Origin of the sequence: Nocardioides faecalis (assembly GCF_018388425.1) — a bacterium.
In the GTDB taxonomy this organism is placed as follows: Bacteria; Actinomycetota; Actinomycetes; order Propionibacteriales; family Nocardioidaceae; genus Nocardioides; species Nocardioides faecalis.
The window spans coordinates 1,760,065-1,781,229 of the sequence record NZ_CP074406.1 but is presented as its reverse complement, the minus strand read 5'-3'; the positions used below and the strand labels follow the sequence as shown (position 1 = coordinate 1,781,229).

Below are 21,165 nucleotides of genomic sequence, written 5' to 3'. Positions count from 1 at the left end.
GTCAGTTCTCCTTGCTGGTCGAGCTGGTCGAGCTGGCGAGCAGGTCGACGAACCGGTCGAAGAGGTACGCCGCGTCGTGCGGCCCGGCCGCGGCCTCGGGGTGGTACTGCACCGAGAACGACTTGAGGTTGCCCTCGTCGTCGCGCAGCTCCAGTCCCTCCACCACGTCGTCGTTGAGGCAGACGTGGCTGACGCTGGCCTGGCCGTACGGCGTCTCGGTGGCCCGGTCGACGGGGGCGTCGACGGCGAAGCCGTGGTTGTGCGCGGTGACCTCGACCTTGCGGGTGGTCAGGTCCATCACCGGCTGGTTGATGCCGCGGTGGCCGTACTTCAGCTTGTAGGTGTCGAAGCCGAGCGCACGACCGAAGAGCTGGTTGCCGAAGCAGATGCCGAAGTAGGGCAGCTCGCGGCCCAGCGCCTCCTGCAGCAGCTCGATCTGGTTCGTGGTGGCGGCCGGGTCGCCGGGGCCGTTGGAGAAGAACAGCCCGTCCGGGCCGTCGTCCCCGACCGCGAGCACGTCGTCGATCGACGAGGTCGCGGGCAGCACGTGCACCTCGATGCCGCGCTCGGCCATCCGGTACGGCGTCATGTCCTTGATGCCGAGGTCGACCGCGGCCACGGTGAACCGCTTCTCCCCCTGGGCCGGGACGACGTACGCCTCGGCGGTGGTGACGGCCTCGGAGAGGTTGGAGCCGGCCATCTCGGCAGAGGCCTTGACCTTCTCCAGCAGGACGGCCGGGTCGGTCTCGACGGTGGAGATGCCGACCCGCATCGCACCGCGCTCACGCAGGTGGCGGGTCAGCGCGCGGGTGTCGACGCCGGAGATGCCGACGACGCCCTGGGCGCGCAGCTCGTCGTCGAGGGTGCGCCGCGAGCGCCAGCTGCTGGGCACCCGCGCAGGGTCGCGCACCACGTAGCCGGCCACCCAGATCTTCTTGGACTCCGGGTCCTCGTCGTTGATGCCGGTGTTGCCGATGTGCGGCGCGGTCATCACCACCACCTGGCGGTGGTAGGAGGGGTCCGTCAGCGTCTCCTGGTAGCCGGTCATGCCGGTGTTGAAGACCGCCTCGCCGAAGGTCTCCCCCTCGGCGCCGTATGACGTGCCGTGGAAGGTGCGGCCGTCCTCGAGGACGAGGAGGGCGGGGGTGGGGGTCATGCGAGTGCTCCTTCCAGCACCGTGGGCGTGCCACGCAGCAGCGTGGCGACGACCCGTCCGGACAGCTTGCGGTCGTGCCAAGGGTTGTTGCGGCTCAGTGAGACGCTGGCGTCGCGGTCGACGGTGACGTGCGCCGTGGGGTCGACGAGGGTCAGGTTCGCCGGCTCGCCGACCGCGACCGGGCGGCCCTGCGGCACCGGGGCGGTGTCCAGGCCCGCGATCCGGGCGGGGTTGGCGCTCATCACCCGCGCCACGCCGGCCCAGTCGAGCAGACCGGCCTCGACCATGACGGTGGTGACCACCGACAGGGCGGTCTCCAGGCCGAGCATGCCGAACGCGGCGTCGGCGAAGGCGTGCTCCTTGTCGTGGCGGGCGTGCGGGGCGTGGTCGGTGGCGACGGCGTCGATGGTGCCGTCGGCCAGTGCCTCGCGCAGCGCGGCGACGTCCTCGTCGGGGCGCAGCGGCGGGTTGACCTTGTAGGTGGGGTCGTAGCCGGCGAGCAGGTCGGTGGTCAGCATCAGGTGGTGCGGGGTGACCTCGGCGGTGACGTCCCAGCGCCCGTCCTTCTTCGCCTGCTCCTTGGCCCAGCGCAGCACCTCGACGCTGCCGGCGGTGGAGACGTGGGCGACGTGGACGCGGCTGCCGGTGTGCCGGGCGAGCATCACGTCGCGGGCGACGATGACCTCCTCGGCGACGCCGGGCCAGCCGGGCAGGCCCAGGCGGCCGGACAGCTCGCCCTCGTGGCAGCAGGCGCTCGGGCCGGCCAGGTCGGGGTCCTGGCTGTGCTGGCTGACGACGCCGCCGAACGCCTTGACGTACTCCAGCGCCCGGCGCATGACGCGAGCGTCGTGCACGCACTTGCCGTCGTCGGAGAAGACGCGCACCCGGGCCCGGGAGCGGGCCATCAGCCCGAGCTCGGCGAGCTCGGTGCCGGCGAGGCCCTTGGTGACGGCGCCGACCGGCTGCACGTCGACCAGGCCGGCGGCGCGGCCGAGGTCGAGGACGCGCTCGGCGGCCTCGGCGGTGTCGGTGACCGGGTTGGTGTTGGCCATGGCCAGCACGGCGGTGTAGCCGCCGACCGCGGCGGCGCGCGAGCCGGTGAGGACCGTCTCGGCGTCCTCGCGGCCGGGCTCGCGCAGGTGGGTGTGCAGGTCCACCAGGCCCGGCAGCAGCACCAGGCCGTCGGCGTCGATGGTGCGCGTGGCCTGCGTCGTGCTCGGGCGGGTGGAGACCTCGCGGATCTCGCCGCCGTCGACCAGCACGTCGCCCGTCGTACCGTCGGGCAGGGTGGCGCCCTTGATCAGAGTCGAGCTCATCAGCCGATGACCTCCGTCTTGTCGGGCTCGCCGGCGAGCAGGTGGTAGAGCACGGCCATCCGGATCGCGACGCCGGCGGAGACCTGGTCGAGCACCAGGCTGTCGGCGGCGTCGGCGGCGTCCGGGGAGATCTCCAGGCCGCGGTTCATCGGACCGGGGTGCAGGATCGGGGTGCCGGGGGCGAGCAGCGACAGACGGTCACGGGTCAGCCCGTAGCCGATGGTGTACTCCCGGGCGGTCGGGAAGAACCCGCCGCTCATCCGCTCCCGCTGCACCCGCAGCATCATCACGGCGTCGGCGGTGGGCAGCACCGCGTCCAGCTCGTACGACGTCGCGAAGCCCTCTGCCTGCGCCCACGCCGTGACACCGGCCGGCATCAGGGTGGGCGGCGCGACCACGGTGAGGGTGGCGCCGAGCTTGGTCAGGCTCTTGACGTTGCTGCGGAACACCCGGCTGTGGGTGACGTCGCCGACGATGACGACGTGCTTGCCCTCCAGGGTGCCCAGGCGGCGGGTGAGCGTGTAGCCGTCGAGCAGCGCCTGGGTGGGGTGCTCGTGGGTGCCGTCCCCGGCATTGACCACCGGCACCTCGACCCACTGGCTGATCTGCGCGGCGGACCCGCTGGCGGGGTGCCGCACGACGAGGCCGTCGACGCCCATCGCGGTGACCGTCTTGACGGTGTCGCGCAGCGACTCGCCCTTGCTGGCGCTGCTGCCCTTGGCGGACAGGTTGATCACGTCGGCGGAGAGCCACTTGCCGGCGATCTCGAAGCTCGACCGGGTGCGGGTGGAGTCCTCGAAGAACAGGTTGATCACGGTGCGTCCGCGCAGGGCGGGGAGCTTCTTGACCTCGCGGCGCTGCACGTCGTGCATCTCCGCGGCGGTGGTGAACAGCTCGTGGATCCCGGCGGCGTCGAGGTCGTCGATGCTGAGCAGGTGCCGGGTCATGCGGTGCCCTCCTGCGAGCCGACCGTGGTGCCACCGACGATGCGGACCTCGTCCTCGCCGTCGATCTCGGCCAGCCGCAGGCTGACCCGCTCGCTGCGGGCGGTGGGCAGGTTCTTGCCGACGTGGTCGGCGCGGATCGGCAGCTCGCGGTGGCCGCGGTCGACCAGCACGGCCAGCCGGACCGCGGCGGGCCGGCCGAGATCCGACAGTGCGTCGAGGGCGGCGCGAATGGTGCGCCCGGAGTAGAGCACGTCGTCGACCAGCACGACCGTCTTGCCGTCCAGGCCGGCCGCGGGCAGCTCCGTGCGGTGCGGCGCCCGGGTCGGGTGCGAGCGCAGGTCGTCGCGGTACATGGTCACGTCCAGCGAGCCGACCGGGACCTGGGTGCCCTCGACGGTCGCGATGCTGGCCGCGATCCGGTGGGCCAGCGGCACGCCGCGGGTGTGCAGCCCGAGAAGCAGGAGATCCTCGGCGCCCTTGTTGCGCTCGAGGATCTCGTGGGAGATGCGGGTCACGGCCCGCGAGATGTCGCCGGCGTCGAGGACGACGCGTCCCTCGGCGGGGACCTGGGCGTGGGTAGGCATCAGCGTGCCTGACCTCCTTCTCCGCCTCACAGGACGGCTCGTTAAAGGATGTCGAACTGCGCCTCACCCTAGCGGGCGCGCTCAACGGCCGACCAACCGGCCGGCCGCTGAGCAGCCCGTGAGCCGGTCAGCCTGCGCTGCGCAGCCTCTCCAGCAGCGGCTCGGCGACCTCGTCGAGGAACTGCTGCTGGTAGCGGTCACCGACCTGCACCAGCGCCACGTCGGTGAACCCGGCACGGGGGTAGGCCAGCACCGCCTCGGCGATGGCGTCCAGGTCCGGCCCGCAGGGGATGTTCTCGGCGACGTCGGAGGCCCGGACGAACTGGGTGGCGGAGGCGAAGCCGGCCGGGGTGGGCAGGTCGGCGTTGACGTCCCAGCCTCCGACGGACCAGCGGAACTGCTCGTGCGCCAGGGCACGGCCCTCCTCCTCGGTGGGCGCCCAGCAGATCGGCACCTGGCCGATCGCCCGGGCGCCGCCGTCGCCGATGCGGGGCGCGCCCTCGGCGTCGTTCCAGGTGCTCACGAGGTCGGCGTCCGGCTCCACGGCGATCATGTGGTCGGCCAGCGGGGCGAGCTGGTCGATGGCCCGGGGACCGCCGACGGCCACCCCGATCCGCACCGGCTCCTCGGGCAGGTCCCAGATCCGGGCAGAGGCGACGTCGAAGTACTGCCCGGCGTGGTCGACGAGCTCGCCGGTGTGCAGGGCCCGGATGACCTCGATCGCCTCGGCGAGCATCTCCTGGCGGGTGGCGACGGCGGGCCAGCCCTGGCCGATGACGTGCTCGTTGAGGTTCTCGCCGCTGCCGACGCCGAGGGTGAACCGGCCCTCGGAGAGCAGCCCCAGCGTCGCTGCCTTCTGGGCGACCACGGCCGGGTGGTAGCGCATCGTCGGGCAGGTCACGTACGTCATCAGCTCGGCCCGCTCCGTGGCCTGCGCGACGGCGCCGAGCACCGTCCAGGCGTACGGCGCGTGCCCCTGCTCGGTCAGCCACGGCGAGTAGTGGTCACTGGAGACCAGGAGGTCGAAGCCGCGCTGCTCCGCGGCGACGGCGTAGCGCACCAGCTCGCGGGGGCCGGACTGCTCGGTCATCAGGGTGTAGCCGAATCGGGTCATGGCGCGCCGGTACCCGTCCTCGCCCGGTGCTTACGTGCCCGGACATGCGAAAGGGGCCCCGATCGGGGCCCCTCACGCACGAAACGGTGCGGACTACTTGAACGCGTCCTTGACCTTCTCGCCGGCCTGCTTCAGGCTCCCCTTCATCTGGTCGCCCTTGCCCTCGGCCTCGAGGTCCTTGTCGTCGGTGGCCTTGCCCACGGCTTCCTTGCCGGCGCCCAGCTTCTCCTCGGCGCTGTTCTTCAGCTTGTCGTCGAGACCCATGTCTCCACGCTCCTCTCGGTCGAGCGGACGGTGGGAACAAGTCCCACTCGATGTCGAGCGTTCAGTACCCCTTGATCGCGATCTGATTCGCCTTCACCTCCCATCCGGCGCTTCAGAGCGCGGCCGCCATGCCGGCACACGCCCGCAGCCAGGAACGCTTGGTGGCGTCCGAGAGCTGGTGGTAGGGCACCACGGAGCCGGAGACCAGCGCCGGGTCGTAGGGCACCCGGTAGACGCCGCGGGTGCGCTGCTCGTAGACCGACACCAGGTCACGGGCCAGGTCCTCGTCCACCTTCGGGCTGGGGTCGGAGAGCACGGTGATCGTCTTGTACTTCAGGTTCTCGTAGCCGGCGTCGGCCAGCGCGTCCAGCATCCACAGCCCGGAGTAGCCGGTGTCCTCGCGCACCGTGCTGGTCACCACCAGCAGGTCCGCGGCGTCGGCGGCGGCCAGCCAGTTCTCCGCGCGCAGGTTGTTGCCGGTGTCGACCAGGATGATCCGGTAGAACCGCTCGAGCAGGGCATGGACCTCGCGGAAGTCACCGGCGTGGATCATGCCTGAGACGTCGGCGCGCTCGTCGGAGGCCAGGACGTCGAAGTGGGCGTCACCCTGGGAGCGGACGAAGGCGCCGAGGTCCCCGATCCGGGACTGGTAGACGTCCTTGAACCGGCCGAGGTCCTCCAGCAGCTCCCGCGTGGTGTTGCGGTGCGTGCTGCGGGTCCCCCGGATGCCGAGGGTGCCCCGGGTCTCGTTGTTGTCCCAGGCCACGACCCCACCACCGCGCACCGTGCCGAAGGTGAAGCCGGCCGCGAGCACCCCGGTCGTCTTCGCGGCACCGCCCTTGGGGTTCACGAACGCGATCGTGCGGGGACCGTCGAAGTCCTTCTGGATCGTGGACCGGTCGGCCTCGTAGGCACGCTCGGCCGAACCCATCGCCGGCTTGATCAGTCCCCCCGACCAGCGGCGCACCCGGCCGCGCCAACCCCAGGTGGCGGGGCCGACCTCCTGGTCGGCGTCGCGGCGATCGAGGAAGTCGGTGGCCGTCATGAACCGTCGTGGCTCGGCCGCGGCATCGGCACCGTCGGCGCCGGGAGCCCATGCCGGTGGACCCGCCGGTGGGCCCGCCGGTGGGCCCGCAGGTGGGCCCGCCGGCGGCGGGCCGAACGAGGGCGGGGGCACGGGAGCGCGGTGGGACGGCGCGGGACCCGGTGCGGCTGCCGGTGGGGCTGCCGGTGGGGGTCCGATCGGGACGGGCGGGAAGGGTGGTGCGGGCGGCGGGCCGGCGACGCCGGGCGCCGATGCCTGCGGCCGGATGATGGTGTGCTCCTCCACCGGCAGCGGGTCGGTCAACGGGTCGGCCAGTGGGTCAGCCAGTGGGTCGGCCAGCAGGTCCGCGGGCCGCTCCCCCGGAGCGGCGGCGGCGAGCTGGCGGCGAGCGTAGGCCTCGAGCTCCTCGGGCGTGTACAAGTGGTCCGAGGTGTCCCCCGGGCTGCGGCCGGTGCCGGCGGTGGGCTGGGTCACGCGTGTTCCTCCGAGTGGACGGTCGGATGGTTCGACGACGTGTTACCCCAGGTTGGCGAGGGCACTCCCGATCGCGCGGTGGAAGGTCGGATAGGCCAGGTGCATCGTGCGCAGGGTGGCCAGCGGCACCTCGGCGTGCACGGCGGTGACCAGCGCCCCGACCACCTCGCCGCCACAGGGCCCCACGGCGGTGGCCCCGACGAGGTTCCCGCGGTCGAGGTCGGCGACGAGCTTGATGAGGCCGGCGTTGCCCGCCTTGTGCAGCCAGCCGCGGCTGGAGGAGGCGAGGTCGGTGGTCGCGGTGGCGACCCGGATCCCGGCGTCGCGGGCCTGCTGCTCGCTCATCCCGACCCGGCCGACCTCGGGGTCGGTGAAGGTCACCCAGGACACGGCCCGGTAGTCGGCCCAGGGACCGTCGGCTCCGGTGAGGTCGCGCACCGCGACGTCGGCCTGGTACATCGAGACGTGGGTGAAGGCGCCCTTGCCGGTGATGTCGCCGATCGCCCAGATGCCGTCGGTGACCCGCATCCGCTCGTCGGTCGCCAGGCTGCGCGCCTTCGGGTCGAGGCCGACGCTGTCCAGGCCCAGGTCGGCGAGGTTGGGCCGGCGTCCGGTCGCCACGAGCAGGGCATCGGCGCCCACTGTGCTGCCGTCGGCCAGGTCCAGGGTGAAGGCGCCGTCGTGTCGCACGCCGTTCACGCCCGCGCCGGTGCGCAGGTCGATGCCGTCGGCGGCCAGGGCTTCCTCGACGACCGCGGCCGCCTCCGGCTCCTCGGGCCCGAGCAGCCGCGGCGCCGCCTCGATCAGGCTGACCCGCACCCCGAACCGGGCGAACGCCTGGGCCAGCTCGCAGCCGATCGCGCCGCCGCCGAGCACGGCGAGGCTGGCCGGCAGCGCACGCAGCCGCGCCACGTCGCGGTTGGTCCAGTACGGCGTGCCGGCCAGGCCCTCGATCGGCGGCACGGCCGGCGCGGTGCCGGTGTTCAGCACCACCCCACGTCGTACGACGAACACCTGCTCGCCGTCCGCGGAGGCCACGCGCACCCGACCGGGCCCGTCGAAGCGGCCGTGCCCGCGCACGAACGTCGCGCCGGCGTCGCGGAGCCGCTGCACGGCGACGGCGTCGTCCCAGTCGTCGGTGGCCTCGTCGCGGATCCGGTCTGCCACGACCGTCCAGTCGGGGACGACCTCCGCACTCCCGGCGAGCTCCGGCACCCGGCGGGCCTCGGCGAGCGCGCCGGCGGCGCGGATCATCATCTTCGACGGCACGCACCCGTAGTAGGGGCACTCGCCGCCCACGAGCCGTTCGTCCACCCCGACGACGCTCAGGCCGGCGCGGGCCAGCGACGCCGCGACGTGCTCGCCGCCGGGCCCGAGCCCGACGACCACGACGTCGACCTCGTGCTCCTCAGCCATGCTGGTCACCCTCGCACGCCGAGGGCCGGTGAGGAACCGGCTCAGGAGACCGGCTGGGAGACCGTTCTCAGAGCAGGGTGTCCTTGGCGCGCTGGATGGCACCGAGCACGCCGTTGACGAACGCGGGCGACTCGTCGGTGGACAGCTCGCGCACCAGGTTCATCGCCTCGGTCACCGCGACGGTGTCCGGCACGTCCTCGGCCCACAGCATCTCCCAGACGCCGATCCGCAGGACGTTGCGGTCCACGGCGGGCATCCGGGTCAGCGACCAGTCGGTGGAGAACTGGGTGAGGATCTCGTCGATGCGCTCCTGGCGCTCGGAGACCCCACGGACCAGGGTGGTCGTGTAGGGGTTGGTGACCGCCTCGCCGTCGGCGAGGACCCGGTCGAGCGCCTGGGCGCCGGACTCGCCGCGCATGTCGGCGGCGTACAGCACGTCGAGGGCCCGCTTGCGGGCCTTGGTCCGGGCTCCGATCTGTGCCACCTGCGCGATCAGCCCTTCACACGGCTCAGGTACGAGCCGCCGTCACGGGTGTCGACCTTGATCTTCTCGCCCTGCTCGATGAACAGCGGCACCTGGATCTCGGCGCCGGTCTCCAGCGTGGCGGGCTTGGTGCGGCCGGTGGCGGAGTCGCCCATGACACCGGGCTCGGTGTAGGACACGACGAGCTCGACCGAGGCGGGGAGCTCGATGAACAGCACGCGGCCCTCGTTGAGCGCCAGGATGACCTCCTGGTTCTCCAGCAGGAAGCCGGCGGCGGTGCCGACGATCTCCGGGGCGACCTCGATCTGGTCGTAGTCCTGGACGTCCATGAAGACGAAGTTCGTGCCGTCGTTGTACAGGTACTGGTACGAGCGGCGGTCGACCGTGGCGGTCTCGACCTTGGTGCCGGCGTTGAAGGTCTTGTCGACGTTCTTGCCCGACTCGACGTTCTTCAGCTTGGTCCGCACGAACGCCGGGCCCTTGCCGGGCTTGACGTGCTGGAACTCCACGACCTGCCAGAGCTGGCCCTCCAGCTTGAGAACCATGCCGTTCTTGAGGTCGTTCGTGGTTGCCATGCGCCAGCCTTCGTCTGCAGATGTACAAGGAACGGGCGGACCAGCGGTTTCGCGGTCCACATCAGGGCCCGAGCGGGCCGACGGACCAGTCTAGTGGGCGAGGCTGGCAGCGATGAATTCGAGTGCCTGCCGGTAGCCGTCGACGCCCTGACCGGAGATGGTCGTCGCGGCGTGCGGCTCGACGTAGGAGGTGTGCCGGAACGTCTCGGGACGCTGCTTGGGCTCGGAGATGTGCACCTCGACCAGCGGGGCCTCGAGCTGGGCGCAGGCGTCGTAGAGCGCCAGCGAGTAGTGCGTCCACGCCGCGGCGTTGAGCACCACCGGTACGGCGTCGTCGGCGGCGGCGTTGAGCCAGTCCAGCAGCTCGCCCTCGTGGTTGGTCTGGCGCACCTCGACCGCGAGGCCCAGCTCGGCGCCCCACCGCACGCAGGCGGCGGCGAGCTCGTCGTGGGTGGTGTGTCCGTAGATCTCGGGCTGGCGTCGGCCCAGGCGGCCCAGGTTGGGGCCGTTGAGGACCAGGACCGCGGTGGCTTCGGGCGTGCCCTCCGGCGTGCTCACGCCGCGCCTCCACTGATCGTGGCGTAGGCGGCGCGCAGGTCGTCCTCGGCGGGCCCGGCCAGCACCGTGGGGCGGGCGAGGTCGGCCAGCACGAGGAAGCGCAGCTGGTTGCCGCGGGCCTTCTTGTCCACCGCCATCGTGGCCAGCAGGGAGTCGAAGTCCGCGCCGACGCCCGAGCCGTCCCAGGTGGTCGGCAGGCCGACGCGGGCCAGCACGGCGCGGTGCCGCTCGACCAGGTCGCGGTCCAGCCCGCCGGTGCGCGCGGCCAGCTCGGCGACGAAGACGCAGCCGATCGCCACGGCCTCGCCGTGGCGGATCGAGTAGTCGGTGGCCTTCTCGATGGCGTGCGCCAGCGTGTGGCCGTAGTTCAGCGCCTCCCGGCCGGGGTGGCCGGCGGCTCCCCCGGTCTCCTTGAGGTCGGCGGCGACGACGTCGGCCTTGACCGCGATGGAGCGCTCGACGAGCTCGCGCAGCACCGGGGAGTCCGGGGTGAGCGCGGCCGGGTCGGTCTCCTCGACGAGCTCGAGGATCCGGGGGTCGGCGATGAAGCCGCACTTGATCACCTCGCCGAGCCCGGCGACGAGCTCGGCGCGGGGCAGGGTGTCGAGCAGCGCGAGGTCGCACAGCACGCCGACCGGCTCGTGGAAGGAGCCGATCAGGTTCTTGCCGGCGGGGCTGTTGATGCCGGTCTTGCCGCCGACGGCGGCATCGACCATCGCGAGCAGGCTGGTCGGCACGTGCACGACCGCGACGCCGCGCAGCCAGGTGGCGGCCACGAACCCACCGAGGTCGGTGGTGGCACCGCCGCCGAGGGTGATCACCGCGTCGGAGCGGGTGAAGCCCTCCTCACCGAGCGCCTCCCAGCACGCGGCGGCGACCTCCCAGTTCTTCGCCTCCTCGCCGTCGGGCACCTGCAGCACCATCGCGTCGAGGCCCTCGAGATGCTCGGCCAGCGGGTCGAGGAGGTCCTCCAACGACTCCGGGCACACGATCGCCACGCGCTGCACGCCGGCGGGCAGCAGCCCGCGCAGGCGGTCGAGCACGCCGCGGCCCACCACCACGTCGTACGGCGACGCGGTGGCCACCCGGATCACGGTCGGTTCGCTCACGACTCCTCCTTAAGGACTCTGCAGTGCGGCGAGGATCTCGTCGGCGACCTGCTCGGCAGTGCGCTCGTCGGTCTCGACGGTGAGACGGGCCAGGCCCTGGTAGACGGGGGTGCGCTCGTCGAGCAGCTGCTTGACGCGGGAGCGGACGTTGCCCAGCAGCAGCGGCCGACCGACCCCGAGGCCGACGCGCTTGACGGCCTCGGCCAGGCCCACCCGCAGGAACACCACCCGGTGCCCGGCGAGCAGCTCCCGGGTGGCGGGGTCGAGGACCGCTCCCCCGCCGAGCGAGAGCACGCCGTCGTGGTGCTCGAGCAGCCAGGCGACGGCGTCACGCTCGAGGCTCCGGAAGGCGGCCTCGCCGTCCTCGACGAAGATGTCCGCGACGGGCTTGCCGGCGCGCTCCTCCACGACGTGGTCGCTGTCGGCGAAGCCCACGCCGAGGCGCGCGGCCACCAGCCGGCCGACGGTGGTCTTGCCGGCACCCATGGTGCCGACCAGGACGCACACGGGGGCGCCCGGTGCCGCGCCGCTGCTCATCGCTGCTGCCGGCTCACCGGTAGCGCAGCGCGTCCAGGTAGCCCTGGACGTTGCGGCGCGTCTCGGCGACCGAGTCGCCGCCGAACTTCTCCAGCACGGCGTCGGCGATCACCAGGGCCACCATCGCCTCGGCGACGATGCCGGCCGCGGGCACGGCGCACACGTCGGAGCGCTGGTGGTGGGCGACGGCCTCCTCGCCGGTGGCGAGGTCGACGGTGCGCAGCGCGCGGGGGACGGTGGCGATGGGCTTCATCGCGGCCCGCACCCGCAGCACCTCACCGGTGCTCATCCCGCCCTCGGTGCCACCGGAGCGGTCCGTGACGCGGCGCAGGCCCTCATCGGTGCCGACGATCTCGTCGTGGGCGGCCGAGCCGGGCGTGGCGGCGAGCTCGAAGCCGTCACCGACCTCGACGCCCTTGATCGCCTGGATGCCCATCAGCGCACCGGCCAGGCGCGCGTCGAGGCGGCGGTCCCAGTGCACGTGCGAGCCCAGGCCCGGCGGCAGGCCGTGCACGACGACCTCGACCACACCGCCGAGGGTGTCGCCGTCCTTGTGGGCCTGGTCGATCCGCTCGACCATCTGCTTGGAGCCGTCCGGGTCCAGGCAGCGCACCGGGTCGGCGTCGAGACGCGCGACGTCGTCGGGGATGGGCAGATCGCGCGAGGGCGTGCGGACGCCGCCGATCTCCAGGACGTGGCTGACGATCCGGGCACCGGTGGCCTGCTCGATGAAGTTGCTGGCCACCCGGCCGAGCGCGACACGGGCCGCGGTCTCCCGGGCGGAGGCGCGCTCGAGGATCGGGCGGGCGTCGGCGAAGTCGTACTTCTGCATGCCGGCCAGGTCGGCGTGGCCGGGCCGGGGCCGGGTGAGCGGGGCGTTGCGGGCCTGCGAGTCCAGCACCTCCGGGTCGACCGGGTCCGCGGCCATCACGGTCTCCCACTTGGGCCACTCGGTGTTGCCGACCTGGATCGCGACCGGACCGCCCTGGGTGCGGCCGTGCCGCACGCCACCGGTGATGGTCACCTCGTCGGCCTCGAACTTCATCCGGGCGCCGCGGCCGTAGCCGAGTCGCCGCCGGGCGAGAGAGTCGGAGATGTCATCGGTCGTGACCTCGACGTGGGCCGGCAGGCCCTCGAGGATCGCGACCAGGGAGGGGCCGTGGGACTCCCCCGCGGTCAGCCAGCGCAACATGGCACCAGTCTCCCACGGGGCGGCGCCGCGGCCTGCGCCTGTCCGGGGTTGTGGGACCGGCTCAGCCGCCGAGCAGCGGGCCGACGGCGACCGCGACCAGGGCGCCGCCGAGCAGGAACGGCCCGAACGGCACCTTGCGCCGGATCATGTTGCCGCCGCGGCGCAGCGGCACCAGCGCCAGCACGGCCAGCACCGCCGCGGCGCCCACCGAGATCACCACCGTGAACAGGCCGAAGGGGCCCAGCGCAAGGCCGAGCAGTGCGCCGAGGCGGACGTCGCCGAAGGCCATCATCCGCGGACTGATGAACCACATCAGGCCGTAGTACAGCCCCAGGCCCACCCCGCCGATCGCGGCCAGCACCAGCACACCGGGCCGGCCCAGCGCGAGCGCCGCGACGACCTCGAGCAGCACCACCACGACGTACGACGGCCAGATGATGCGGCTGGGCAGGTACCAGGTGACGTAGTCGATCACGGCGAGCGCGATGCCGACCGGCACCAGGTACAGCAGCCACGGCAGGCCCCAGCCCCAGCCCACGGCGACACCGAGCAGCGCCCCGACAGCGGTGCCGGCCACGGCGCAGCGCAGGCCCAGGCCGGGGCGGGCCGCGAGCTCCGCGAACGGGGTGTGGTCGGGGAAGTCCTCGGGGTCCTCCTCAGGGTCCGGCGCCGGGTCCGGGCACCGGGCGACCAGCCAGGGCACCGTCGCCCCGCCGAGCAGGCCCACCAGGGCGCCCAGCATGATCGCGAGCAGGTGCATGGGCGGAACCTACCGGGCGGCGAGCGCCTGCTCGCCCGCTTCCCGCATCGTCGCCAGCGGGCCCGGGTGGCCGGTGAACTGCTGGAACTGCAGCACCGCCTGGTGCACCAGCAGGTCGAGGCCGGAGACCACGACGGCACCGGCCTGCTCCGCCGAGCGCACCAGCGGCGTCGGCCAGTCGTTGTAGGTGACCTCGAAGAGCACCGCCGCCTCGCCCAGCCGCACGCACAGCTCGGGGGTCTGTGCCGCGGCCGGGATGGTCGCGACGACGACGTCGGCGACCGGGGCCTCGGCGAGCGGCACCACGGCCACCTGCGGACCCGCAGCGTGGGCGCGGACCGCCGCCAGCGCCTCGGCGGCGTTGGCCTCGGTGCGCACCGCGAGGGTGATGGTGGCGACGCCGAGGTCGGCCAGCGCCAGCCCGACGCTGGCCGCGGTGGCGCCGCCACCGAGCACGGTGGCGGTGCGGTGCGTCGCGGAGGAGCGCTCCCGGATCGCCGCGACGGCACCGGGCACGTCGGTGTTGTCCGCCCGCCACCCGCGAGCGGTGCGGACCAGGGTGTTGGCGCCGCCGGCCGCGGTCGCGACGGCGGTGACCTCGTCGGCCAGCGCGAGCGCCTCCCGCTTCAGCGGCGCGGTCACCGACAGCCCGCCCCACTCCGGGCCGAGACCGGCCACGAAGCCGGCCAGCCCGCCCTTGGGCACCGCCACCGCGTCGTACGACGCGGTGAGGCCGAGCGCGGCGTAGCCGGCCCGGTGCAGTGCCGGTGAGAGCGAGTGGGCGACGGGGTCGCCGACGACCCCGAACCGAACGGCGCCGCGGTCTGCGGGCTCGCTCAGCACTCGTCCCCGTTCACGGCCTGGTACTGGTTGTGCTCGGCGAGGGTCTCGGAGAACTTCGTGGTGCCCTGGCAGTCGACGGTCACCCAGTAGATCCAGTCGCCCTCGGCCGGCTTGAGCGCCGCCTGGATGGCCTTCTCCCCGGGCGCACCGATCGGGCCCGGCGGCAGGCCGGGGAACCGGTAGGTGTTGTACGGCGAGTCGGTCAGGTCCGCGAGCGGGGCCCGCAGCTTCGAGGTGTCGCGGGTGCCGAGGGCGTAGAGCACCGCGGCGTCGATCTGCAGCAGCCCGTTGGTGCCGCCGCCGTTGGGCTTCTCGAGCCGGTTGTAGATCGCGCGGGCGATCTTCGGCATGTCGTCGCCGCGGCCCTCGGCCTCGACGAGGCTGGCCACGGTCATGATCTGCTCCGGGGTGTACCCGGGTCCGAGCGCGGCGCCGGTCTTCTCGATGTCGTTGTCGCCGAGCGCCCGCTCGTAGCGGGCGACCATCGCGGCGAGCATGTCGGCCGGCTCGTCGGCCGGGGTGAAGGCGTAGGTCGCCGGGAACAGGTAGCCCTCGGGGTTGCCCTGCGCGTAGTCCGGCAGGTCGTAGGCCGCGGGGTCCTCGAGCACCTGGCGGAACTCCTCGGCGGAGAACTCGGTGGCCTTCTCCAGCCGGGCGACGATCTGGTCGACGGTGAAGCCCTCGGGGATGGTGACCTGGGTGACGGCGACGTTGGCGGGGTCGATGAGGTACGCCACGGCGTCGGAGGCCTTCATCTTCAGCTTCAGCACGTAGCTGCCCGCCTGGATGCCGGTGGACTTCGGGTTGTCGGCGGCGGCGTCCACGAACGCCTCGCCGGAGGCGACGACGTCGAGCTCGGCGAGCTCGTTGCCGATCGAGGTCACGGACTGGCCGGGGTCGATCACGAGCACGACCTCGCCGCTGCCGGGACCGGGGTAGTCCTCGGGGCCCGAGAGCATGTCCTTGACGTCGGCCACCCAGCCGCGGCCGATCCAGCCGACGGCGACGATGAAGAGCACCGCCACGACGAGGACGGGCAGGCAGCCGGAGCGACGTCGGCGCGACGGCTTGGCACTGCGGTGGCGTGCCGCGTGGCGGGGTGCTGCGGCCGCTCCGGCACCGGCCGGGGCGTGCTCGTCGCGCGCGCCCGGCAGCACGCTGTCGTCGGCGGCGGGCACCAGCGGTTCGGCCGGGTGCGGCGCTTCGGCGTCTCTCATGCGTCTCCCTCTCGTGCGCTCTCCTGCTCGGGGCCGGCCGGCTCGCCCGGAACGGGCCCGACCACCTCCCCCGGCGGGTTCCCGGTGGCGCTCTCGGCCTCCAGGGCCTGTTGCAGGATCACGACGGCCGCGACCTGGTCGACCACGGCCCGTTGCTTGGCGCCCTTGCGCTGACCGCGCAGCATAGCCGTAGCGGTCACCGTGGTGAGTCTCTCGTCGACCAGCCGCACCGGCACCGGCGCGACCCGGCGGGCCAGGCGCGCCGCGAACTCGCGGGTCTTGACCGCCGCCGGGCCCTCCCCGCCGGACAGCGAGCGAGGCAGGCCGAGGACGACCTCCATCGCCTCGGTCTCCTCGACGATCCGCTGCAGGCGGCGCAGGTCGCCCTTGCCGCGGCGCACCGTCTCCACCGGGGTGGCGAGGACGCCCGAGGGGTCGCTACGGGCGACGCCGATGCGGGCGTCCCCTGGATCGATCCCGATGCGCACGCCTCGCCTCACGGCGGCCCCTCAGCCCTGCGCGACGGCTGCGGTGACCGCCGCGAGAGCGTCGTCGATGCGGGTGACGTCGGTGCCGCCGCCCTGGGCGAGGTCGGCCTTGCCGCCGCCCTTGCCGCCGAGGAGCGGCGCCGCCGCACGCACCAGGTCACCGGCCTTGAGACCGCGGGCCTGGGCGGCGTCGTTGAGCGCGGCCACGACTGCGGCCTTGCCGTCCGCGGCGCCGATCAGCACGACGACCGCAGGGGCGTCGCCCACCAGGCGGGCCCGCACGTCGGTAGCCAGGGTCCGCACGTCCCCGCCGGTGGCGCCGTCGACGCGCTGGGCGACGAGCCGGACACCGGCGACGTCCTTGGCGCCCTCGGCCAGGGCCGCGCCGCCGGACAGCAGCTGAGCGAGGCGGATCTTCTCCATCTCCTTCTCGCTCTGCCGCAGCCGCTCGACCATCTCGGCGACGCGGGCGACCATGTCGTCGGGCTTGGTCTTGAGCAGCGTGGACAGCTGGTGCACCACGTCGCGCTCGCGGGCGAGGTAGGCGAAACCCTCGACGCCGGTGAGCGCCTCGATCCGGCGGTTGCCGGAGCCGACGCTGGACTCACCGGTCACCACGACGGTGCCGACCTGGCTGGAGTGCTCCACGTGGGTGCCGCCGCACAGCTCGCGCGACCAGGGGCCGCCGATCTCCACGACGCGGACCTTGCTGTCGTCGTACGTCTCACCGAAGAGCGCGAGCGCGCCCCAGTCCTTGGCCTGGCTCAGCGTCATGTAGTCCCAGCTGACCGGCAGGTCGGCGCGCAGGGCGTTGTTGGCGACGAGCTCGACGTCCTTGACCTGCTCCGGGGAGAGCGCGTTGAGCCAGCCGAAGTCCAGGCGCAGGTAGCCGGGCCGGTTGTAGGAGCCGGACTGCAGGGCCGTGGGGCCGAGCACCTCGCGCAGCGCGGCGTGCACGATGTGCGTCCCGGAGTGCGCCTGACGGGCGCCGGTGCGCCACTCGGGGTCGACCTTGGCGTGCAGCGTGGTGCCGGCGCCGCCCAGCTCGCCCTCGAGGACACGGACCTGGTGCACGACCAGGCCGCGCACGGGGCGCTGCACGTCGAGCACCTCGAGCACGCCGCCGTCGAACTCGATGACGCCGGCGTCAGCGGCCTGGCCACCGGACTCGGCGTAGAACGGGGTGCGATCCAGGACGACCTCGCCGACCTCGCCGGCACCGAGCGCACCGACCGCAGCGCCCTCACGGAGCACGGCGAGCGCGCGGGACTCGGTCTCCAGCGTCTCGTAGGCCAGCCACTCGGTGGGGCCGTTGGCGTCGAGGATGCCGCGGTAGACGCCGGTGTCGGCGTGCTGGCCCTTCTTGGAGCGCGCGTCGGCCTTGGCCCGCTCACGCTGCTCGGCCATCAGCTGGCGGAAGCCGGTCTCGTCGACGGAGAGCCCCGCCTCGGCGGCCATCTCCAGCGTCAGGTCGATCGGGAACCCGTAGGTGTCGTGCAGCGCGAAGGCCTTCTCGCCGGGGATCGTGGAGGCCTTGGCCTGCTTCACCTCGCCCGCGGCGAGGTCGAAGATCTGGGTGCCGGCGGCCAGCGTCTTGCGGAACGCCTCCTCCTCGGCGAAGGCGACCTGGGCGATGCGGTCCCAGCCGCTGACCAGCTCGGGGTAGCTCTCCCCCATCTTGTCGCGCGAGATCGGCAGCAGCTCGGGCAGCGAGGGGTCCTGGTAGCCCAGCAACCGCATGTTGCGCACCGCGCGGCGCAGCAGGCGGCGCAGCACGTAGCCGCGGCCCTCGTTGCCCGGCGTGACGCCGTCGCCGATGAGCATCAGCGAGCTGCGGACGTGGTCGGCGACCACCCGGAAGCGGACGTCGTCGATGGCCGCCTCGGCGGTGCCGGCGCCGTACCGCTTGCCGGTGAGCTCCTGGGCGCGCTCGATCACCGGGAAGACGGTGTCGATCTCGTACATGTTGTTCTTGCCCTGCAGCAGGTAGGCGACCCGCTCCAGGCCCATGCCGGTGTCGATGTTCTTGCTCGGCAGCGGACCGGCGATGTCGAAGTCGTCCTTGGCGCGGACCGCGGAGAGCTCCTCCTGCATGAAGACCAGGTTCCAGATCTCCAGGAACCGGTCCTCGTCGGCCTCGGGACCACCGTCGGGGCCGAACTGGGGCCCGCGGTCGATGTAGATCTCGCTGCACGGGCCGCCGGGGCCCGGCACGCCCATGTTCCAGTAGTTGTCCTTCAGCCCGCGGGGCTGGATCCGCTCGTCGGGCAGGCCGGCGATGCGCTTCCAGGCGTCGCGCGCCTCGGCGTCCTCGGGCAGCACGGTGACCCAGATCCGCTCGGGGTCGAAGCCGAAGCCGCCGGACTCCTGCGCGCCGGTGATCAGCTCCCAGGCGAACTCGACGGCGCCTTCCTTGAAGTAGTCGCCGAAGGAGAAGTTGCCGTTCATCTGGAAGAACGTGCCGTGCCGGGTGGTCTTGCCGACCTCCTCGATGTCGAGGGTGCGCACGCACTTCTGCACGCTGGTGGCGCGCTGGTACGGCGGCGTCTCCTGGCCCAGGAAGTACGGCTTGAACGGCACCATCCCGGCGTTGACGAACAGCAGGTTGGGGTCGTCGAGCAGCAGCGAGGCGGACGGGACCACCGTGTGGCCGCGTGCCTCGAAGTGGGCGAGGAACCGGTTGCGGATCTCCGCGCTGCTCAGGTACGCCTGCGGCGTCGCCGTCATGAAGGGCCTTCCTCTTCTGAACTGGCCAGGGCGGCCGGACCGGCCGTCGTGGTGGTCTCGATGCTGGTGGTGCTGGTCGGGTCGGGTGTGGGGGCGTCGAGCGCGGTGCGGGACGCCTCGAGGCCGCGGTAGTGCTGGCGCAGGCGCACCTCGGCGTCGGCGTGGCCCTGCGCGACCTCGTCGCGGAACATCCGGGCGCCGAGGACTGCAGCGCCGATGCGGTCGCGCAGGCCGTCGGTGGTCAGCGCCTCAGCGACGCGACGCGCCTTCACGACGCCGTACACACCGGCGGCCGCGCCGGCGGTGAACCAGATGCCGCCACGGATCACGACGCCACCTCCACGGTGCTGTCCGGCTCCCCGCGACCGCGGCTCTCCCAATCCCGGCGGGCGGCCTTGAGCATGGCGCGGCGCTCCTTGCGGGAGCGCTTGACCTCACGCTTCATCTCGAAACGGATCCGGTTGCGGACCTCCGGCGAGAGCGCGCGGCGCAACCCGGCGGCCAGGGCCGCGGTCTTGATGACGCTCTCCCGCATCACGATGTCGGCGAAGACCGGCGCCGGTACGACGGGGGCAGGCACCTCCGGGCGCGGCTGGGTGCTCGGCTGGTCGGTCGGCTGGTACCCGAGCTCGGTGATCACGTACTCGCGCTCCTCGGGGACCGCGACGCCACTCCCCTGCGGCACCGGCGCGCTGTCCGCGGACGCGGATTCACCGCCCAGTCGCCGGCCGAGCGCCTCGAGCTCCGCACGCAGCGCCTCGGTCTGCCCGGCGGCCGCTGCGACGAGCTCCTCGGTACGGCGCCGGGTCCGGCGCACCGAGACCAGGAGCCACACGACACCGAGGACCAGCACCAGCAGTCCCGCCAGTGCGAGCAGCGCCAGCCAGGTCGGCACGGAGAGGTCCTCGGTCACGACCGACAAGCCTACTGTCCGCCGGACCGGGCCCGGACCGGCTCCCTCCACCACCGACGTCCTCACCGGCCGCGGATGATCCGGCGCACCCGCTCCCAGCGCTGCTTCACACCGGCCTCGGCGCCGAGCTCGGTGGGCCGGTAGTACTGCACGTCCGCGACCACGTCGGGTGCGTACTGCTGGGTCGCGACCCCGAACGGCGCGTCGTGGCTGTAGACGTAGCCGACCCCGTGGCCCAGCTTCTTCGCGCCGCCGTAGTGCGCGTCGCGCAGGTGCGGCGGCACCGCACCGATCTTGCCGGCGCGCACGTCGGCGACCGCCTCGAAGATCGCGGTGGTGACCGCGTTCGACTTCGGCGCCACCGCCAGCGCGATGGTGGCGTGGGCCAGCGTCAGCTGTGCCTCGGGCATGCCGATCAGCTGCACCGTCTGCGCCGCCGCCACCGCGATCGACAACGCGTTCGGGTCGGCCAGACCGATGTCCTCGCTGGCCAGGATCATCAGCCGCCGCGCGATGAAGCGGGGGTCCTCACCGGCCTCCAGCATCCGCGCCAGGTAGTGCACGGCGGCGTCGGCGTCGGAGCCGCGCACCGACTTGATGAACGCGCTGACCACGTCGTAGTGCTGGTCGCCGTCGCGGTCGTAGCGCACCGCGGCCTGGTCGGCGGCCGTCTCGGCGGTCTCCACGTCGATCGTGGTCGAGCCCTTGGAGCGCGCCGCGCCCGCGGCGGCCTCCAGGTAGGTCAGCGAGCGCCGGGCGTCCCCGCCGGCCAGGCGGACCAGGTGGCTGCGCGCCTCCTCCTCCAGCGTCAGCTCTCCGCCCAGGCCGCGCTCGTCGGCCACGGCCGCGTCGATCACCGCGCCGATGTCGTCGTCGGTCAGCGGTTGCAGCCGCAGCAGCAGGCTGCGCGAGAGCAGCGGCGAGATCACGCTGAACGACGGGTTCTCGGTGGTGGCCGCAACCAGCGTCACCCACCGGTTCTCCACCCCGGGCAGCAGCGCGTCCTGCTGCGCCTTGGAGAACCGGTGCACCTCGTCGACGAAGAGCACCGTCTCCTCACCGGTCGCCACCAGGTCGCGCCGCGCCTTGTCGATGGCCGCGCGGACCTCCTTGACCCCGGCGGAGACCGCCGAGATCTCCACGAACCGGCGCCCGGTCTGCTGGCTGATGATCGAGGCGATCGTCGTCTTGCCGGTGCCCGGCGGGCCCCACAGCAGCAGCGAGAGGGACTGGTCGCCCTCGACCAGCTGGCGCAGCGGCGAGCCCGGGGCACGCAGGTGCGCCTGACCGACGAGCTCGTCCAGCCCACGCGGCCGCATCCGCACCGCGAGCGGGGCGGCCGCGTGGACGGCGTCCGAGAGCGACCCGCCCGACGTCGTACGACGCGGGGCGGTGTCGAACAGCTGGGGTTCGTCGTCCACGACGTGACCCTAGGACATGCCCGGA

Annotated in this window: 22 protein-coding genes; all 22 read right to left on the bottom strand. The window is 73.0% G+C overall.

Features of this window, described 5'->3' with window-relative positions:
- Position 1: 1 nt before the first annotated feature.
- On the bottom strand, positions 2-1,156 hold the full coding sequence (gene carA, locus KG111_RS08135) for a glutamine-hydrolyzing carbamoyl-phosphate synthase small subunit (RefSeq protein WP_205290146.1): 1,155 nt from the start codon (positions 1,154-1,156) through the stop codon (positions 2-4).
- On the bottom strand, positions 1,153-2,472 hold the full coding sequence (locus tag KG111_RS08130; protein WP_205290145.1) for a dihydroorotase: 1,320 nt from the start codon (positions 2,470-2,472) through the stop codon (positions 1,153-1,155). Before KG111_RS08130 ends, carA begins: the two co-directional genes overlap by 4 nt.
- The gene (locus tag KG111_RS08125) at positions 2,472-3,419 is read right to left on the bottom strand and encodes an aspartate carbamoyltransferase catalytic subunit (protein WP_205290144.1); all 948 of its coding nucleotides are present in this window, start codon (positions 3,417-3,419) and stop codon (positions 2,472-2,474) included. The genes KG111_RS08130 and KG111_RS08125 overlap by 1 nt, the downstream gene beginning before the upstream one ends.
- Complete coding sequence (gene pyrR, locus KG111_RS08120; RefSeq protein ID WP_205290143.1) at positions 3,416-4,003, bottom strand: bifunctional pyr operon transcriptional regulator/uracil phosphoribosyltransferase PyrR; 588 nt, start codon at positions 4,001-4,003, stop codon at positions 3,416-3,418. Before pyrR ends, KG111_RS08125 begins: the two co-directional genes overlap by 4 nt.
- Before the next feature lie 127 nt (positions 4,004-4,130).
- Entirely contained in the window at positions 4,131-5,117 is a 987-nt protein-coding gene (locus KG111_RS08115) for a TIGR03557 family F420-dependent LLM class oxidoreductase (RefSeq protein WP_205290142.1), read from the bottom strand.
- Positions 5,118-5,210: 93 nt separating this feature from the next.
- On the bottom strand, positions 5,211-5,381 hold the full coding sequence (locus KG111_RS08110) for a CsbD family protein (RefSeq protein ID WP_205290141.1): 171 nt from the start codon (positions 5,379-5,381) through the stop codon (positions 5,211-5,213).
- A gap of 112 nt (positions 5,382-5,493) precedes the next feature.
- Positions 5,494-6,900, bottom strand: a complete 1,407-nt coding sequence (locus tag KG111_RS08105) for a MinD/ParA family ATP-binding protein (RefSeq protein WP_205290140.1) — start codon at positions 6,898-6,900, stop codon at positions 5,494-5,496.
- 42 nt (positions 6,901-6,942) lie between these two features.
- On the bottom strand, positions 6,943-8,316 hold the full coding sequence (locus tag KG111_RS08100; protein ID WP_205290139.1) for a dihydrolipoyl dehydrogenase family protein: 1,374 nt from the start codon (positions 8,314-8,316) through the stop codon (positions 6,943-6,945).
- 67 nt (positions 8,317-8,383) lie between these two features.
- Positions 8,384-8,800, bottom strand: a complete 417-nt coding sequence (nusB, locus tag KG111_RS08095) for a transcription antitermination factor NusB (RefSeq protein ID WP_307820506.1) — start codon at positions 8,798-8,800, stop codon at positions 8,384-8,386.
- 8 nt (positions 8,801-8,808) lie between these two features.
- On the bottom strand, positions 8,809-9,375 hold the full coding sequence (efp, locus tag KG111_RS08090; protein ID WP_205290138.1) for an elongation factor P: 567 nt from the start codon (positions 9,373-9,375) through the stop codon (positions 8,809-8,811).
- A 90-nt stretch (positions 9,376-9,465) separates the two neighbouring features.
- The gene (locus KG111_RS08085; protein WP_205290137.1) at positions 9,466-9,933 is read right to left on the bottom strand and encodes a type II 3-dehydroquinate dehydratase; all 468 of its coding nucleotides are present in this window, start codon (positions 9,931-9,933) and stop codon (positions 9,466-9,468) included.
- Positions 9,930-11,042, bottom strand: a complete 1,113-nt coding sequence (gene aroB / locus KG111_RS08080) for a 3-dehydroquinate synthase (RefSeq protein WP_205290136.1) — start codon at positions 11,040-11,042, stop codon at positions 9,930-9,932. The genes KG111_RS08085 and aroB overlap by 4 nt, the downstream gene beginning before the upstream one ends.
- Before the next feature lie 9 nt (positions 11,043-11,051).
- Positions 11,052-11,579 (bottom strand): shikimate kinase, encoded by a 528-nt coding sequence (locus tag KG111_RS08075; protein ID WP_240195334.1) that lies wholly within the window; start codon positions 11,577-11,579, stop codon positions 11,052-11,054.
- Between the two features lie 13 nt (positions 11,580-11,592).
- On the bottom strand, positions 11,593-12,771 hold the full coding sequence (gene aroC, locus KG111_RS08070) for a chorismate synthase (RefSeq protein WP_205290135.1): 1,179 nt from the start codon (positions 12,769-12,771) through the stop codon (positions 11,593-11,595).
- A gap of 61 nt (positions 12,772-12,832) precedes the next feature.
- Complete coding sequence (locus KG111_RS08065; protein WP_205290134.1) at positions 12,833-13,531, bottom strand: A24 family peptidase; 699 nt, start codon at positions 13,529-13,531, stop codon at positions 12,833-12,835.
- 9 nt (positions 13,532-13,540) lie between these two features.
- Entirely contained in the window at positions 13,541-14,374 is an 834-nt protein-coding gene (locus KG111_RS08060; RefSeq protein ID WP_249666355.1) for a shikimate dehydrogenase, read from the bottom strand.
- A complete protein-coding gene (gene mltG, locus KG111_RS08055) occupies positions 14,368-15,591 on the bottom strand; it encodes an endolytic transglycosylase MltG (RefSeq protein WP_205290133.1) in 1,224 nt (407 codons plus the stop codon). The genes KG111_RS08060 and mltG overlap by 7 nt, the downstream gene beginning before the upstream one ends.
- Entirely contained in the window at positions 15,588-16,091 is a 504-nt protein-coding gene (gene ruvX / locus KG111_RS08050; protein WP_205290132.1) for a Holliday junction resolvase RuvX, read from the bottom strand. The genes mltG and ruvX overlap by 4 nt, the downstream gene beginning before the upstream one ends.
- A gap of 9 nt (positions 16,092-16,100) precedes the next feature.
- Complete coding sequence (alaS, locus tag KG111_RS08045) at positions 16,101-18,806, bottom strand: alanine--tRNA ligase (protein ID WP_240195333.1); 2,706 nt, start codon at positions 18,804-18,806, stop codon at positions 16,101-16,103.
- On the bottom strand, positions 18,803-19,135 hold the full coding sequence (locus KG111_RS08040) for a DUF6167 family protein (protein WP_249666354.1): 333 nt from the start codon (positions 19,133-19,135) through the stop codon (positions 18,803-18,805). The genes alaS and KG111_RS08040 overlap by 4 nt, the downstream gene beginning before the upstream one ends.
- Positions 19,132-19,719 (bottom strand): hypothetical protein, encoded by a 588-nt coding sequence (locus KG111_RS08035; protein WP_205290131.1) that lies wholly within the window; start codon positions 19,717-19,719, stop codon positions 19,132-19,134. Before KG111_RS08035 ends, KG111_RS08040 begins: the two co-directional genes overlap by 4 nt.
- Positions 19,720-19,781: 62 nt before the next feature.
- Positions 19,782-21,140, bottom strand: a complete 1,359-nt coding sequence (locus KG111_RS08030) for a replication-associated recombination protein A (RefSeq protein WP_249666353.1) — start codon at positions 21,138-21,140, stop codon at positions 19,782-19,784.
- Positions 21,141-21,165: the final 25 nt, after the last annotated feature.

Bases quoted from the DNA above. Each gene is read 5' to 3' on its own strand.
- carA (WP_205290146.1), bottom strand. From the start codon at position 1,156: ATGACCCCCACCCCCGCCCTCCTCGTCCTCGAGGACGGCCGCACCTTC.
- KG111_RS08130 (WP_205290145.1), bottom strand. From the start codon at position 2,472: ATGAGCTCGACTCTGATCAAGGGCGCCACCCTGCCCGACGGTACGACG.
- KG111_RS08125 (WP_205290144.1), bottom strand. From the start codon at position 3,419: ATGACCCGGCACCTGCTCAGCATCGACGACCTCGACGCCGCCGGGATC.
- pyrR (WP_205290143.1), bottom strand. From the start codon at position 4,003: ATGCCTACCCACGCCCAGGTCCCCGCCGAGGGACGCGTCGTCCTCGAC.
- KG111_RS08115 (WP_205290142.1), bottom strand. From the start codon at position 5,117: ATGACCCGATTCGGCTACACCCTGATGACCGAGCAGTCCGGCCCCCGC.
- KG111_RS08110 (WP_205290141.1), bottom strand. From the start codon at position 5,381: ATGGGTCTCGACGACAAGCTGAAGAACAGCGCCGAGGAGAAGCTGGGC.
- KG111_RS08100 (WP_205290139.1), bottom strand. From the start codon at position 8,316: ATGGCTGAGGAGCACGAGGTCGACGTCGTGGTCGTCGGGCTCGGGCCC.
- efp (WP_205290138.1), bottom strand. From the start codon at position 9,375: ATGGCAACCACGAACGACCTCAAGAACGGCATGGTTCTCAAGCTGGAG.
- KG111_RS08075 (WP_240195334.1), bottom strand. From the start codon at position 11,579: ATGAGCAGCGGCGCGGCACCGGGCGCCCCCGTGTGCGTCCTGGTCGGC.
- aroC (WP_205290135.1), bottom strand. From the start codon at position 12,771: ATGTTGCGCTGGCTGACCGCGGGGGAGTCCCACGGCCCCTCCCTGGTC.
- KG111_RS08065 (WP_205290134.1), bottom strand. From the start codon at position 13,531: ATGCACCTGCTCGCGATCATGCTGGGCGCCCTGGTGGGCCTGCTCGGC.
- mltG (WP_205290133.1), bottom strand. From the start codon at position 15,591: ATGAGAGACGCCGAAGCGCCGCACCCGGCCGAACCGCTGGTGCCCGCC.
- alaS (WP_240195333.1), bottom strand. From the start codon at position 18,806: ATGACGGCGACGCCGCAGGCGTACCTGAGCAGCGCGGAGATCCGCAAC.